The 13,145-nt window shown below is 66.2% G+C and carries 16 protein-coding genes; 10 read left to right on the top strand and 6 right to left on the bottom strand.

Annotation, left to right across the window (positions count from 1 at the left end):
• Positions 1 to 30: 30 nt before the first annotated feature.
• Positions 31 to 540 (bottom strand): hypothetical protein, encoded by a 510-nt coding sequence (locus tag ACE3OU_RS03490; RefSeq protein WP_374240150.1) that lies wholly within the window; start codon positions 538 to 540, stop codon positions 31 to 33.
• Positions 541 to 690: 150 nt separating this feature from the next.
• Between ACE3OU_RS03490 and ACE3OU_RS03485 the strand changes: the two genes are divergently transcribed.
• Complete coding sequence (locus tag ACE3OU_RS03485; protein ID WP_374240149.1) at positions 691 to 960, top strand: ComEA family DNA-binding protein; 270 nt, start codon at positions 691 to 693, stop codon at positions 958 to 960.
• A gap of 123 nt (positions 961 to 1,083) precedes the next feature.
• Complete coding sequence (locus ACE3OU_RS03480) at positions 1,084 to 1,341, top strand: hypothetical protein (protein ID WP_374240148.1); 258 nt, start codon at positions 1,084 to 1,086, stop codon at positions 1,339 to 1,341.
• Between the two features lie 212 nt (positions 1,342 to 1,553).
• Here ACE3OU_RS03480 and ACE3OU_RS03475 read toward each other — a convergent pair whose 3' ends face one another.
• Together ACE3OU_RS03475 and ACE3OU_RS03470 are read right to left on the bottom strand one after the other, a co-directional pair.
• On the bottom strand, positions 1,554 to 2,687 hold the full coding sequence (locus ACE3OU_RS03475; protein ID WP_374240147.1) for an alanine--glyoxylate aminotransferase family protein: 1,134 nt from the start codon (positions 2,685 to 2,687) through the stop codon (positions 1,554 to 1,556).
• A 39-nt stretch (positions 2,688 to 2,726) separates the two neighbouring features.
• A complete protein-coding gene (locus tag ACE3OU_RS03470; protein WP_374240146.1) occupies positions 2,727 to 3,200 on the bottom strand; it encodes an SRPBCC family protein in 474 nt (157 codons plus the stop codon).
• Positions 3,201 to 3,769: 569 nt separating this feature from the next.
• Between ACE3OU_RS03470 and ACE3OU_RS03465 the strand changes: the two genes are divergently transcribed.
• The 8 genes from ACE3OU_RS03465 (at position 3,770) to ACE3OU_RS03430 (ending at position 9,816) form a co-directional block, all read left to right on the top strand.
• Entirely contained in the window at positions 3,770 to 4,174 is a 405-nt protein-coding gene (locus ACE3OU_RS03465) for an ATP-binding protein (RefSeq protein WP_374240145.1), read from the top strand.
• Positions 4,175 to 4,439: 265 nt separating this feature from the next.
• The gene (gene earP / locus ACE3OU_RS03460) at positions 4,440 to 5,579 is read left to right on the top strand and encodes an elongation factor P maturation arginine rhamnosyltransferase EarP (RefSeq protein WP_374240261.1); all 1,140 of its coding nucleotides are present in this window, start codon (positions 4,440 to 4,442) and stop codon (positions 5,577 to 5,579) included.
• Positions 5,580 to 5,634: 55 nt separating this feature from the next.
• Positions 5,635 to 6,195: an elongation factor P gene (efp, locus tag ACE3OU_RS03455; RefSeq protein ID WP_374240144.1), complete on the top strand. Its 561-nt coding sequence runs from the start codon at positions 5,635 to 5,637 to the stop codon at positions 6,193 to 6,195.
• A 214-nt stretch (positions 6,196 to 6,409) separates the two neighbouring features.
• Complete coding sequence (locus ACE3OU_RS03450) at positions 6,410 to 6,778, top strand: hypothetical protein (protein ID WP_374240143.1); 369 nt, start codon at positions 6,410 to 6,412, stop codon at positions 6,776 to 6,778.
• A 67-nt stretch (positions 6,779 to 6,845) separates the two neighbouring features.
• Positions 6,846 to 7,388, top strand: coding sequence for a YaeQ family protein (locus ACE3OU_RS03445; protein WP_374240142.1), 543 nt, complete (start codon positions 6,846 to 6,848; stop codon positions 7,386 to 7,388).
• A gap of 251 nt (positions 7,389 to 7,639) precedes the next feature.
• Positions 7,640 to 8,233 (top strand): hypothetical protein, encoded by a 594-nt coding sequence (locus ACE3OU_RS03440; protein WP_374240141.1) that lies wholly within the window; start codon positions 7,640 to 7,642, stop codon positions 8,231 to 8,233.
• Between the two features lie 12 nt (positions 8,234 to 8,245).
• Complete coding sequence (locus ACE3OU_RS03435) at positions 8,246 to 9,214, top strand: DUF3365 domain-containing protein (RefSeq protein WP_374240140.1); 969 nt, start codon at positions 8,246 to 8,248, stop codon at positions 9,212 to 9,214.
• 8 nt (positions 9,215 to 9,222) lie between these two features.
• A complete protein-coding gene (locus ACE3OU_RS03430) occupies positions 9,223 to 9,816 on the top strand; it encodes a hypothetical protein (RefSeq protein WP_374240139.1) in 594 nt (197 codons plus the stop codon).
• A gap of 12 nt (positions 9,817 to 9,828) precedes the next feature.
• Here ACE3OU_RS03430 and ACE3OU_RS03425 read toward each other — a convergent pair whose 3' ends face one another.
• The 3 genes from ACE3OU_RS03425 to rhlP all read right to left on the bottom strand — a co-directional run bounded on the left by ACE3OU_RS03425 (position 9,829) and on the right by rhlP (position 13,129).
• Positions 9,829 to 11,706, bottom strand: a complete 1,878-nt coding sequence (locus ACE3OU_RS03425; RefSeq protein WP_374240138.1) for an MFS transporter — start codon at positions 11,704 to 11,706, stop codon at positions 9,829 to 9,831.
• A 66-nt stretch (positions 11,707 to 11,772) separates the two neighbouring features.
• The gene (gene rrtA, locus ACE3OU_RS03420; protein WP_374240137.1) at positions 11,773 to 12,312 is read right to left on the bottom strand and encodes a rhombosortase; all 540 of its coding nucleotides are present in this window, start codon (positions 12,310 to 12,312) and stop codon (positions 11,773 to 11,775) included.
• Positions 12,302 to 13,129: a rhombotarget lipoprotein gene (gene rhlP, locus ACE3OU_RS03415; RefSeq protein WP_374240136.1), complete on the bottom strand. Its 828-nt coding sequence runs from the start codon at positions 13,127 to 13,129 to the stop codon at positions 12,302 to 12,304. The genes rrtA and rhlP overlap by 11 nt, the downstream gene beginning before the upstream one ends.
• Positions 13,130 to 13,145: the final 16 nt, after the last annotated feature.

Genomic DNA, 13,145 nt, shown 5'->3' with positions numbered 1-13,145 from the left:
TATCCCGGCGCACGTGCCATCCACCCGTGCTCAACGCCGCATTTCCCCCTGCATGTTGCCGAAGGCCCCGAAACCATGGCCCTTGTCGGGCCCCCGACCCGGGCCGCGCTCCGGCCCCCGGTTATCCGGCCGGCCCTCGGGGCCGCGGGGCGGAGGCATCCCGCCGCCCGGCGCCATCGGCTGCCCCGGTCCGAAGGACGGCCCGCGCTCGAAACCCCGCTCCGGCCGGCGATCCGGCTGCCGCCAGTGTTCATGGCCGGGTTCGAACCACGGCCGTGGTGGCGGCGGCTGAATGATCACCGGGGGTGGCGCGCGCTGGATGATGACCGGCGGCGGGGTGTAGCTCCGCTGGATGATCACCGTCCCCGAGCCGGGATAGCCGTAGGCCGGATAAGGCGACGGATACGGGGCCGGATAAGGTGCCGGGTAGGCCTGCGGGTAGCGGGCGGGTGGCAGCGGGTAGGGGCCGGGATCGACCGGCGCGACCACGCACCCGGCAAGGGATGCGCTGGCCAGCAGGGCGGCAAACAGGTGCTTCATGACTCGCTCCGGAGCGGATGTTCCCCATTCAACGCACGAGACGCCGTTTGGTCTGAGAAAAAATCTCTCGAAATGTTGCCGACCCCCTTGGCATACATGTACAAAACCACACTATAATGACGTCGTCAATCAACCAGCGGAGCCTGAACCATGAAGACCATCCTGTCCTTCCTCGCACTCGGCATCTTCGGCATCAACATGGCCTTTGCCGCCGTCAACCTCAACACCGCAACCGCCACGGATCTGGATGGCATCAAGGGTATCGGCCCGTCCAAGGCCAAGGCGATCATCGATTACCGCACCAAGAACGGCCCCTTCAAGAGCGTCGAAGACCTGAAGAACGTCAAGGGTTTTGGCGAGAAGAGCATCACCAAGCTCAAGGGCGAGTTGACGGTGAGCGGGGAAACCACCAAAAAGTGAGCCCAAAAAGCGGCAAGGTATGACGCAAGGCACGAAGGGCGTTAAGGTTGCAGCCGACGCCCGGCCCGTGCCTTCCGTTGCGGCGGGCGGTCGTCAAACCCTTCCAGCCCGACGGAGAAGACCATGACGCACCCCGCTCCCCGCCTTTCCGCACGCCCGGCCAGCGCCCTGCTGGCCCTCGGCGTGTCCCTCGTCCTGTCCTTGTCGCAGTCGGCCTGCGGGCTCGGCGACAGCGGCAGCGCAGCCGTCACCGCAGCCAAGCTCAAGGCCCGCGAGGCCGAGAGCGCGAAGGCCGCCAAGGAACAGTTCGAACAACAGCTGGCCGAAAGCCAGCAGAAGGCCGCCCAGCGCCAGAAGGACCTCGAGGCCGCCACCCGCTGAAGCCGCCCGGGTGAGCCCCGACTCACCCGCCGCAGCGGCATCCACACGGGCCCCGTCAGGCTTGCCGTAAATGTCCGCCAACTGCCTTTGAATCCTTATGAAACAAGGATTTGCATGATTATGCAGAGCGGACCTCCAGCGGCTGAAGTCCGGCCTCTTCCAGCAAACCCTGACCTGGTCCCCGCGTCGCGGCGGCAGACCAAACCGGGGTTTCAGCCCTTGATCACCGTCTCCAGGGCCGACAGGCACAGCGCGACGTTGGCCGGGCGGCTCGAATGCCCCATCAGGCCGATCCGCCACACCTTACCCGCCAGGGCGCCCAGGCCGGCACCGATCTCGAGACCGAATTCCTGCAGCAGGCGCGCCCGCGCGGCCGCTTCATCGACGCCTTCGGGCACCCACACCGAGTTGAGCTGCGGCAGCCGGGCTTCCTCGCTCACCACGAAGCGGATGCCCAGCGCCTCCAGACCGGCGCGCAGGCGCAGGTGGTTGTCCCGGTGCCGCGCCCAGGCCGCCTCCAGGCCTTCCTTCGCGAGGATCACCAGCGATTCGTGCAGGCCGTAGAGCGGATTGACCGGCGCCGTGTGGTGATAGGTCCGTTTCGCGCCGCTCCAGTAGCCCAGCACCAGGCCGAGATCCTGGAACCAGCTCGGGCAGGCGCCCTGCCTGCCCTTGATGCGCGCCACCGCCGCTTCCGAGAAGCTGACCGGCGACAGGCCGGGGGTGCACGACAGGCACTTCTGGCTGCCCGAGTAGGCCGCGTCAATGCCCCACTCGTCGAGCAGCACCGGCACGCCGCCCAGCGACGTCACGCAGTCCATGATCGTCAGGGCGCCATGGCGCCGGGCAATCGCGGCGAGGGCCGCGGCGTCGGAGAGGGCTCCGGTGGAGGTTTCCGCGTGCACGAAGGCCAGCAGCGCCGCATCCGGGTTGACCGCGAAGGCCGCTTCGACCTTGGCCGGATCCACCGGCGCGCCCCACGCATCCTCGACGATCACCGCCACGCCCCCGAGGCGCCGGACGTTTTCGGCCATGCGACCGCCGAACACGCCGTTCACGCAGACGATCACCTTGTCGCCCGGGGTCACCAGATTGACGAAACAGGTCTCCATGCCCAGCGAACCGGGGCCCGATACCGGAAAAGTCAGCTCGTTGCGGGTCTGAAAGGCGTAACGGAGCAGGGTCTTGAGTTCGTCCATCATCCCGACAAAGGCGGGATCCAGGTGACCGACGGTCGGCCGGGCCAGCGCCGACAGGACGCGCGGCGGTACATCGGAAGGCCCGGGGCCCATCAGGGTACGCACCGGCGGCTGGAAGGATCGGATCTCGGGTCTGTCGATGCTCATGGATTCTCCTGGTTGTCTGCTGGACGCCCGGCCATGCGCCTACTGCGGCCGGCCGTGGGTGGCGATCGTGCGGATGACCCGCACCGTATCCAGATCGGAGGCGCGGTAGGCGGATTTCACGAATTCCGACACCTGTACGCCCTCCCCCGCCTCCCCGCCGTCGGGGAGGGTGGTTTCGTAGGTGAAGCGCAGGAACAGCTGCCCGCTGTCGGGCTCCTCGAGACGGATCGTGAGTCGCCCGCCCGCGTGTTCCGCTGTCGCTGCCGACTCGAAACACACCCATTCCAGGGGCTCGAAGGTCACCGTATCGAGGATGCGCGAGTTGCCGAAGTGAAGCTCCCGGGTGATCCGGTCTGCCGATCGCTCCGTCAACACGCAGCGGTCCAGGCCAGGCAGGAATACCGTGGGTTCGTGCACCCGATACATCAGGCCGGTCCACACCTGTTCCCGGCTCAGGAGGTCTGCCGGGGGGTTGGCGGGGTCGTTGATCTGGACGAGATGTTCGAAATGCAAGGCCTGCTCCGGATGTAAGCGATGCAGTGTATCGGTTCTTGTGCCCTTGCGTCAGCCTGGCCAGCGCCGGATTTAACAGGATCACGCAAAAACCGCCTGCAGGCGCTGCTGTGCCTGCCTGCCCCGGGGGTTGCCCGCAGGCCGGCTCCGGTTGGGTTGAGGTTTGTAGTTCTTGTTTTTCTTTAAATATATAAGACAACGTTAACTATGGTCCGGGGTTTTCTGTGGATAACTTATCAAACGGTTTTAAAAACAAAGCATTGTTCACTGGAAAAAACACGGGAAAGGTGGTCTGGGTAGACTGGGACAAAATGGGGACGAAATTTTGGTCTTCTGCGGTAACGTGACTTGTCCACATTTTGAACCCCCAGCTACGCGTCTACTTGTTCACAGTCTTGCTTGCCGAACCGCTGATTTCAGCCAGAAAACTGCCGCCAGCGGAAAATTTCGCACCAAACATCGGCCTGTCACCACGATTGCTGCGGCTGGTGTCAGGCGACACCGTAAATTGCCCCCCGTGACGACACGAGGACTTGACCCCCTTGTTCGCAAGGAGGCCGTCAGTGGAAATGAAGCACATCGAGGTGAATCCTGTGCGCCGTGTCGTTTGCGGAGCGCAGGAGATGTCGGATTCAGAGGCGGTCACGACCATCGTCCGGTTGGGGAGCGAAGTGGATCGCCTGGACGCTGGGGATTGCGCGCAACATGGTGCGGCGGTATCTGGCCGCTGGGTCGGCCATGGCCAGGCTTTGCTGCTGCTCGGCCCACCGGGCGTGGGCAAGACGCACCTGGCGGTGGCGCTCGGGCGCGAAGCGGTCGAGCGGGGCTACACGGTGTTGTTCAACTCGGCGGTGGGGCACCTGTTCTTCCAACTCGTGTCGCGACGCTACAAGCGTGCTGATCAGCAGCAACCTGCCGGTCGGCGCCGCTTTCCAGAAGCGCCTGAAGGGGTCGGCCGGCCGGATCCAGGTTGAGAGGGTTTGTTATTAGTTTTTGTATTTAAATAAATAAAGTTTACGTTTACGCTCGGCCTGTTTCTGTGGATAACCATTAAAAAACCATATTTATCATTTACTTGCTTTAAAAATAAAGCTGTCGACAAGGCGCTGGATGGGCTGTGTGGCGATTGTTGATGAAATCCCGCCTCGCCTTGCGTGAAGGCTTTGTGCACAATCTGGCCGACGTTTCTCAGCCGACTTGTCCCCAATCTTGACGCCGAAAACCCCTTCTCCGGGCCCTGTGACGCCGTCGCCGGCGCCCTGGGATCTCTTCTGTTCCGTGGTGGACAACTTCGGCGACATCGGTGTGTGCTGGCGGCTGGCGCGTCAACTGGCGGTCGAGCACCGGATTTCCGTGCGCCTGTGGGTGGATGACCTGGTCAGCGCGGCGCGTCTGCTGCCCGGGCTGGACGTCGGCAGGGCCTCCCAGGTCATCGATGGGGTCGAGATCCGCCGCTGGGAGACGCCTCTGGCGCCCGTCGAGCCGGGGCAGGTGGTGCTGGCGTCCTTTGCGTGCCGGCTTCCGGAGGCCTTCACCGAGGCCATGGCGCGCCGTGATCCGAGGCCGCTGTGGATAAATCTCGAATACCTCAGTGCCGAAGAGTGGGTGACGGGCTGCCACGGCCTGCCCTCGCCCCATCCGAGGCTGCCGCTGGTCGAGTATTTTTTCTTCCCCGGCTTCGACCGGCGGACCGGTGGCGTGCTGCGCGAGGCCGATTACGCCGCGCGCCGGGCGGCCTTTTCAGTGGAGGCCTTCCGCTCGGCCCTCGGACTCGCGCAGCGGGCGCCCGATGAGCTGTGCGTCTCGCTGTTCGCCTACGAAAATGCGGGGCTGGCGCCCCTCCTCGACACCTGGAGCCGGGCAAATCATCCGGTGACCTGCCTGGTTCCCGAGGGGCGGGTGCTCGCCAGCGTCGCCGCTGCATTCGGGGTGGCCGGTATGGACGTGGGCGCGCGGCTGCAGCGTGGCGCGCTGACCCTCCAGGTGCTGCCCTTCGTCGCGCAGCGCCGCTACGACGAGCTGCTGTGGGCCTGCGACCTGAATTTCGTCCGCGGCGAGGACTCCTTCGTGCGCGCCCAGTGGGCCGGGCAACCCTTCGTCTGGCACATTTATCCACAGGACGAGGAAGCCCACCTTGCGAAGCTCGATGCCTTCATGGTCCGCTTCTGCGACGGGCTGGATCCCGCAGCGGCCCGCGCCCTTGTGGCGTTCTGGCAGGCCTGGAACCGGGAAAGCGGCGTGGCGGAGGCCTGGCCGGCCTTCGCGGCGGCGCTTCCGGCCCTGCGCGCCCACGCCGTCCGGTGGGTCGGGCAGTTGCAGGAGGCCGGCGAGCTCGCCTCAAAACTGGTGCAGTTTTGCGAACTTAAGTTAGAATGTTAGGTTAGGTATTTTTCGTGGCACGTGCCGCGCAATCAACAGCTCAGCAGGAAACAGCATGAAAACCGCAATGGAACTCCGCTCCGGCAACGTGATCATGGTGGGCAGCGACGCCCTCGTGGTGCAGAAGGCCGAGTACAACAAGTCCGGCCGCAATGCCGCCGTCGTCAAGATGAAGCTCAAGAACCTGCTCACCGGTGCGCCGTCCGAGTCGGTTTACAAGGCTGACGACAAGTTCGAGATCGTCGTCCTCGACCGCAAGGAAGTGACCTACTCCTACTTTGCCGATCCGATGTACGTGTTCATGGACGCCGACTACGAGCAGTACGAAGTCGAGGCCGAGAACATGACCGACGCGCTCAAGTACCTGGTCGACGGCATGCCCTGCGAAGTGGTGTTCTACAACGGCAAGGCCATCTCGGTCGAGCTGCCGACCACCGTCGTCCGCGAAGTCGAATACACCGAGCCCGCCGTCAAGGGCGACACCTCCGGCAAGGTGCTGAAGCCCGCCCGCATCGCGCCGAGCGGCTTCGAGCTGTCCGTCCCGGCCTTTGTGGAAATCGGCGACAAGATCGAAATCGACACCCGTACCGACGAGTACCGCAACCGCGTCAAGTAATCGCGCGTTGCCGGCATTCCCGAAAATCCCTGCCCGGGCCCTGTGCCAGGCAGGGATTTTTCTTTGTGGTATGCCCCCGAAAATCGGCCTGAATTTTTTTGGGCGCGCGTCATCCTGTGCCTGGCCTGATGCGTTATGGTGGCACGTACATGCTTCACGGACGCTTCCGGTCCGCCTGAAAACCCGTTTTCACTATCCTGCTGGAGATCTTCCGATGAATACCCGTTCCCTCCTCCTCGCCACCCTGATCGCCGTCGGCCTCGCCGCCTGTTCCAAGAAGGAAGAGCCGGCTCCGGCCCCTGCTCCGGTCGTCGATGCCGCCAAGGAAGCCGCCCAGAAGGCTGAAGAGGCTGCCAAGCAGGCCGCCGAAGCCGCCAAGGAAGCGGGCAAGGAAGCCGCCGACGCCACCAAGGAGGCTGGCAAGGAGGCGGTCGATGCGACCAAGGACGCCGCGAAGGACGCCGTGGCTGCCGCCAAGGAAGCGGCCGGCGAGGTCAAGGAGGCGGGCAAGGAAGCTGTTGCCGCTACCGCCGATGCCACCAAGGAAGCCGCCGACAAGGCGAAGGCTGCGGTCGGCAAGTAAGCACCCCGCCAGCCGTTACCAACAACCGGGCCCGCAGGGCCCGGTTTTTTATTGTTTTACCGCTGCCATGGCCCTCAAATCCACCATCTTCCGCGCCACCCTCAACGTCTCCGACCTCGACCGGGGCCATTTTGCCGAACATGGGCTCACCTTGGCCCGGCATCCGTCCGAGACCGACGAGCGGATGATGGTCCGCATCCTCGCCTTCGCCCTGCATGCCGATGAGCGCCTGCAGTTCGGCCGCGGCATCTCCACCGACGACGAGCCGGCCCTGTGGCTGAAGGACGATTCCGGCCGGATCCTGCGCTGGATCGAGGTCGGCCTGCCTGACGAGCGCCTGCTGCGCCGGGCCAGCGGCAAGGCGGATGAAGTGATCGTGCTGGCCTACGGTGGTCGCGCGGTGGATGTCTGGTGGCAGAAGGATGCCGCGGCGCTGTCGCGCCTGCCCAAACTGCGCGTGCTGGCGCTGGCCCAGGAGGACTCCCGCGCCCTCGCGGCGCTGGCCGAACGCAACATGGAAATCAGCTGCACGATCCAGGACGGGCAGATCTGGTTCTCGTCCGGCGCTACCACCCTCAGCATCACCCTCCGCTCCGTATTTCCCGAATGAGGGACATCGCCTATTGAAAGCCCAATTCGGGGAATAAAAACCCAATTCGGGCGGCAGGAAATCCATTACTGCCCCTTGTGAAATGCGTCACAAGACAAGCCGCTTTGAATAGCGGCTTTTCTTTTGGGGTTTAGCATAATCTAACAATTCATTTGTCAGATTATATTTCATGGTCTGACCCAAAATGGGTTGGCGCGATTTGTGTTGTGGCGCGCCGATGGTGACCATTGAAATGCGAATTGGGATTTCCAATGACGACAGCGATTCTGTTCGTTACCAACGATGCCGCAATCGTGCCGCCGGGCCTGGTCAAGGTGGCCAAGGTGACCAATTCGGTCGATGAGGCGCTGAGCCTGTGTTCCATCGGCAGATTCGGCGCGGTGTTCTGCGACGCCGCCCCGCTGGCGGATGGCAGCAGCGGCTTCCGCCTCGGGCGCCAGATGCGCCGGCAGGGGATTTCGACGCCGCTGTTCCTGATGACCAGCTCGATCATGTCGGGCATGGAGAGCGTGGCGGCGGCCTCCGGCGCGACGGCGTCGATCAGCCGCACGGGTGTCGCGATTCTGGATGCGCTCCGCTCCATCGGCAACGTGGTGACCAATTCGGGGCTCGCGACGCCCCTCGATCGCCCTCTTCCGGAAATAGACGTCGTAATAGAGCGGGCCCGGGTGATATTGAAGAAATATGCCGGACCGGTGGCCAGCATGATGATCGACGACGTGCTCGATGATCTCTACCCTAAATACCCCGGCGGTATTGCGGTCGATATCTTTGCCCAGGCGGTGGCTTCCCATGTCGACGGGGAAAAGGCCCGCGGCGATTTCCTCAGCGAATTATTGGTTTGATCCCTATTTCCCATGAATGCCTTCAAGAAACTTTCCCTGTCATTCCAGTTCATTCTCCTGCTGATCGTTCTGGCCGGCATTGCCGGGGTGGCCAGCTATCTGGTCGGATCCTCCGTATATGTCAGCGAGACCCGCAACCAGGCGCGCACCGTGGCGGACATGGTGGATAACTTCGGCCAGTGGGCGACCCGCTACCGGGGCGTGTGGGTGAAGGACGACCCCCGCAATCCGAAGCAGGAGGTCGGCAGCTTCCTCGAGCGCGAGCTGTCGGCGGCCAGCGCTGCGAACGATTCCACCGCGGCACCCAACGAGGCGGCCTTCCACCGCAAGAACCCGGCCCTGGTGCAGCGGGAGCTGTCGGACATCACGATCGCCTCGCCGGCGAAGGCCAAGTTCCGCATGACCTCCGACCGCTACATGAACCCCAACAACGCACCGAGCGACTTCGACAAGGTGGCGATGAACGCGATCCGGGAGTCGGGGGCGTCCGAATACAGCGAAGTGCGCGGCGGGCAGCTGCTGTACGCCCGCCGGCTGGTGGCCGACAAGGGCTGCCTGACCTGCCACGGCGCCCCGGCCGCGGCGCCGGCCGCCGTCAAGGCGCTCTACCCCGGGCCGCAGGGCTACGGCTACGAGGAAGGCAAGCTCGCCGGCGTGATCAGCGTGGCGATCCCGCTGGATTTCAGCCTGGTCAATTTCGTGCAGCGCTTCGACAACGAGGTGTGGCTGGCCCTCGCGGCGATGGGCCTGGGGGTCCTCGGCCTGCTGCTGTTCATCCGCCAGCAGGTGATCGTGCCGGTACGCCGGGTGCGGGAGTTCGCGCTGGCGGCAGCCAACGCCGAGCCGGGCACCAGCATCGCCAAGGTGGATTTCATCGAAGGCGAGCACGTGTCCCGCAACGAGATCCACGAACTCAACACCGCCGTGAAGGCGATGCACACCTCCATCGAGTACCTGTACCGCCGGATGAACAAACGCTGAGGATCACCATGGAAACGCCCGACTTCATGACCATTGCCAGGATGCTGGCGATCTACCTGCACGTGCTCGCCCTCGCCATCGCGGCGGTGGCCGTGGCCTTCGGCGATTTCGCCATCTTTGCGCGGGAGCGCATCGACATGGGAATGCTGGGGAAGGCCGCGGCGGTGGCGACCATCGCCCTGGTCGTCCTGTGGATAACCGGCCTGGCGGTGATCGGCATGGACACCGGCTTCGACACCGGACTGCTGGCCACCAAGCCCAAGCTGCTGGCCAAGCTGACCGTCGTGGCCGTCCTGACGGTCAATAGCCTGGGCCTCCATCTGCTGGCCTTCCCGCGGATGGCGGCGCCCCAGGCCAACCCGGGCCAGGCGGCCCTGCTGCCGGTGATCTTCGGCGCGATCAGCGCCACTTCGTGGCTGTATGCCGCCTTCGTCGGCGTTGCCAAGCCGGTTGCCGCGACCCTGGGCTACATGGGCTTCATGGGCCTGTTCGTCGGGCTGATGCTGGCGGGCATCGTCTTCGCGCTGCTGACCGTCCGCCCGCGCCTGGCCGCGCGGCTGGGCCGCCGCGATGCCTCCCTGGGGGCGCTGAGTCTGGGCTGAGCGCCGCCCGTTTCATTTCCCGTCGCCCCGCAGTTCGGCCACCTGGCGTTCCAGCTCGGGCAGGCTGGCCTGGGCCGGTGCCAGCGCCGGCCCGGCGACGAGTTCGATCCGGCTCCATAGCCCGCGCCGCAGCGGGCGGCTCAGGGCGGGGCCATCCTTGCGGGAGAACATGCTCCCCCACAGCCCGCGCAGCGCCAGTGGCACGACGGGCACCGGGTTGGCCTCGAGGATGCGCGTGATGCCCGGCCGGAAGGCGGCGAGCTCGCCGTCCGAGGTGATCTTTCCTTCGGGGAACAGGCCGACCAGCTCGCCCGCCGCGAGGGCCCGGGAGACTTCGGCGAAGGCTGCTTCCAGCATCGCCGTGTCTTCCCTTGCGGGCGCGATCGGGATCGCCCGGCTGTGACGGAACACGAAGGACAGCAGCGGCCAGTGGAAGACCCGGTGGTCCATCACGAAGCGTATCGGCCGTCGGCAGGCGGCGGCGATCACCAACGCGTCGACGAAGCTCACGTGGTTGCACACCAGCACCGCCGGGCCTTCCTCGGGGATCTGCCCGAGGCCCCGGGTGCGCAGGCGATACACCGTGTGGATCAGTATCCAGACGATGAAGCGCAGCAGGAACTCGGGCACCAGCCGGTAGATATACAGCGCCACCGCCGCATTCATCACCGCCGCCACGCCGAACAGCGCCGGGATCGACAGCCCGGCGCCGAGCAGCCCGGCCGCGCCGAGGGCGCCGGCCACCATGAACAGCGCGTTCATGATGTTGTTGGCGGCGATCACCCGGGCCCGGTGGGCCGCCGCCGAGCGGCTCTGCAGCATCGCGTAGAGCGGCACGATGAAGAAGCCGCCAAACACCCCCAGCATCAGCAGCGCCAGCAGCACCCGGAAGACACCCGGCTGGGCGAGCACCCCGGCGACTGCCAGCGGCGCGCCCGCCGGCAGGCTGGTCGGCGAGGCGAAGGCCATATCGAGCCCGAAGAGGGTCAGCCCGATGGAGCCGAAGGGCACCAGGCCGATCTCGATGTGCCCGCCCGAGAGCTTCTCGCACAGCAGCGAGCCGAGCCCGATGCCCACCGTGAAGGTGGCCAGCAGCAGGGTCACCGTGCCCTCGCCGCCGCCGATAACGCTTTTTGCATAGGCCGGGAACTGGGCCAGGAACAGCGCGCCGTAGAGCCAGAACCACGAGATGCCGAGGATCGCCAGAAAGACCGGCCGGTTTTCCCGCGCAAAGCCGATGTTGCGCCGGGTTTCGGTGAAGGGGTTGGGATTGACGCGGAGGCCGGGCTCCGGCGCCGGGGCCGGCGGCACCCCGCGGCTGACGAGGTAGCCGGCCACCGCCACCACCAGCCCGGCGCCGGCGATCCACAGCTCCCCGTGGGCGGCTCCGGCGAGCAGCCCGCCGGCCAGGGTGCCCAGCAGGATCGCCACGAAGGTGCCGGCTTCGACCAGCGCGTTGCCGCCGACCAGCTCGTCTTCATGCAGGTGCTGGGGCAGCAGCGCGTATTTGACCGGCCCGAACAGGGTCGAATGGCAGCCGAGCAGGAACAGCGCCCCCAGCAGCACCGCCAGGCTGTGCCCCACGAAGCCCGCCAGCGCGATCAGCATGATGGTCACTTCCAGCCCCTTCACGAGGCGGGTCAGGTGCGCCTTGTCGTATTTGTCGGCCAGCTGGCCCGCGGTGGCCGAGAACAGGAAGAAGGGCAGGATGAAGATGCCGGCCGCCAGGTTGGCCAGCAGCGCCGGGGCGATCGTCGTCCAGCTCGCCGCCTGGAAGGTGAGCAGCACCACCAGCGCGTTCTTGAACAGGTTGTCGTTGAAGGCGCCGAGGAACTGGGTCAGGAAGAACGGCCGGAAGCGGCGTTCACGGAGAAGGCGGAATTGGCTCATGCGGGGTTCCGGTCGGGGGCGGCGGGGAGGTTTGCGAAAGGGCGTTGTGCGGCGGCCGGCGGCGTGTCAGTGCCGGCCGGCGTCCAGCCGGCGGAAGGCCACGGCGAGTGCCGTACCGATCAGCAGGCCGCCGAGGTGGGCCTGCCACGTGACGGCGATGCCCGCCGGCAGCAGCGCCGAGCCGCCGCCGGTGGCGATGTCGAAGGCCAGCTTGCCCAGGTAGGCGAGGCCGAGCAGCCGGCCGGGCCCGCCGCCTGTGAGCACGGCGCCGACCACCAGCACGCCGACCAGGCCGGACAGCCCGCGGTAGCTTTCCAGCGCCGGCGCCGCGACCAGCAGGAACAGCGACAGCAGCGGCGCGGCGAGGGGCAGCGCGGCCAGCCAGCGGCGTACCGGTCGGCCGGCGATCACGCCGACGGCCGCCATCGCCGCCAGGTTGCCCGCAAGGTGGGCCGAGGACCAGTGGCACAACTGGCCGCTCCACAGCCGCCACAATTCGCCACGCATGATGGCCTCGCGACGCCATTCGACGGTTTCGCCGGGCAGCAGGTTGGCCGCCGCGACGAGCAGGGCCAGCAGCGCCAGCCCCAGGCGCTCAGCCGGCACGGCGCTTGCGCACGGTGGCCAGCGTCGCCAGCGCGCCTAACAGGCCGAGGCCGGCGAGATCGATCGCGCCGCCGCCGCTGTAGCCGGGTTTGTGCACCACCCGGGCGACCTTGTCTTCCTTGACCCGTACCTTGAAGCCCTCGAGCTGGGCGTCGAGCTGGGGGATCAGGTTGTCGATGGCCTGCCGGTAGCCCTCGCTGCGGGCCTCGCGGGAGGCTTCGCCGAACCTCACCAGCGGCGAGCTGCCCTTGAGCTGGCTGCTGCCGGGGGCGCGGAACAGCAGCTGGCGGCTCTTCAGGTCGAACACCGAGGCGTCGACCAGGGTGTTCACGTCGTACTGGCTGCCGTTCACGAAATAGCCGCCGACGATGGTCCAGTAGAAGATGGACAGCCGGTTGCTGTCGCTGAACTGCACCTGGTCGTAGGACAGCAGCGTCACCACGTCCACGTTGAACATCCGCCCGGTCTGCTCCAGGTTGTCGAAGCCACCGCGGGCGCGCAGGTAGGTGGTGGGGATCGCCTCGATGGCGGCGATGTAGGGCCGGCTGGCGAAGGCTTCCTTGACCCGGCGCAGCAGGCGCTCGCGCTCGGCTTCGGGGAGGTCGGCGTAGCGCTCGCCCGGCACGAAGGCGATGCCGACCCGCAGCGGCAGCTGTAGCTCGGGGACGCTCGGGGCGAGGGCTGGCGGCTCGCCCTTCGGGTAGAGGTAGTCGACGACGCTGGCGCGCTGGGCCTGCCGGCCCTGGTCGAACCAGGTGGCGCAGCCGGTGGCGACGAGCGGTGCGATCAGCAGGGCGGCGAGGGCTTTGCGGTGCATGGTGGGCCTTTCGGGG

This window comes from Zoogloea sp. (assembly GCF_041908905.1).
Taxonomy (GTDB): Bacteria; Pseudomonadota; Gammaproteobacteria; order Burkholderiales; family Rhodocyclaceae; genus Zoogloea.
This window is presented reverse-complemented; position numbering and strand designations above follow the sequence as displayed.

Coding starts and splice junctions, on each gene's coding strand:
- ACE3OU_RS03490 (WP_374240150.1), bottom strand. CDS start 540: ATGAAGCACCTGTTTGCCGCCCTGCTGGCCAGCGCATCCCTTGCCGGG.
- ACE3OU_RS03485 (WP_374240149.1), top strand. CDS start 691: ATGAAGACCATCCTGTCCTTCCTCGCACTCGGCATCTTCGGCATCAAC.
- ACE3OU_RS03480 (WP_374240148.1), top strand. CDS start 1,084: ATGACGCACCCCGCTCCCCGCCTTTCCGCACGCCCGGCCAGCGCCCTG.
- ACE3OU_RS03475 (WP_374240147.1), bottom strand. CDS start 2,687: ATGAGCATCGACAGACCCGAGATCCGATCCTTCCAGCCGCCGGTGCGT.
- ACE3OU_RS03465 (WP_374240145.1), top strand. CDS start 3,770: ATGAAGCACATCGAGGTGAATCCTGTGCGCCGTGTCGTTTGCGGAGCG.
- efp (WP_374240144.1), top strand. CDS start 5,635: ATGAAAACCGCAATGGAACTCCGCTCCGGCAACGTGATCATGGTGGGC.
- ACE3OU_RS03450 (WP_374240143.1), top strand. CDS start 6,410: ATGAATACCCGTTCCCTCCTCCTCGCCACCCTGATCGCCGTCGGCCTC.
- ACE3OU_RS03445 (WP_374240142.1), top strand. CDS start 6,846: ATGGCCCTCAAATCCACCATCTTCCGCGCCACCCTCAACGTCTCCGAC.
- ACE3OU_RS03440 (WP_374240141.1), top strand. CDS start 7,640: ATGACGACAGCGATTCTGTTCGTTACCAACGATGCCGCAATCGTGCCG.
- ACE3OU_RS03435 (WP_374240140.1), top strand. CDS start 8,246: ATGAATGCCTTCAAGAAACTTTCCCTGTCATTCCAGTTCATTCTCCTG.
- ACE3OU_RS03430 (WP_374240139.1), top strand. CDS start 9,223: ATGGAAACGCCCGACTTCATGACCATTGCCAGGATGCTGGCGATCTAC.
- ACE3OU_RS03425 (WP_374240138.1), bottom strand. CDS start 11,706: ATGAGCCAATTCCGCCTTCTCCGTGAACGCCGCTTCCGGCCGTTCTTC.
- rhlP (WP_374240136.1), bottom strand. CDS start 13,129: ATGCACCGCAAAGCCCTCGCCGCCCTGCTGATCGCACCGCTCGTCGCC.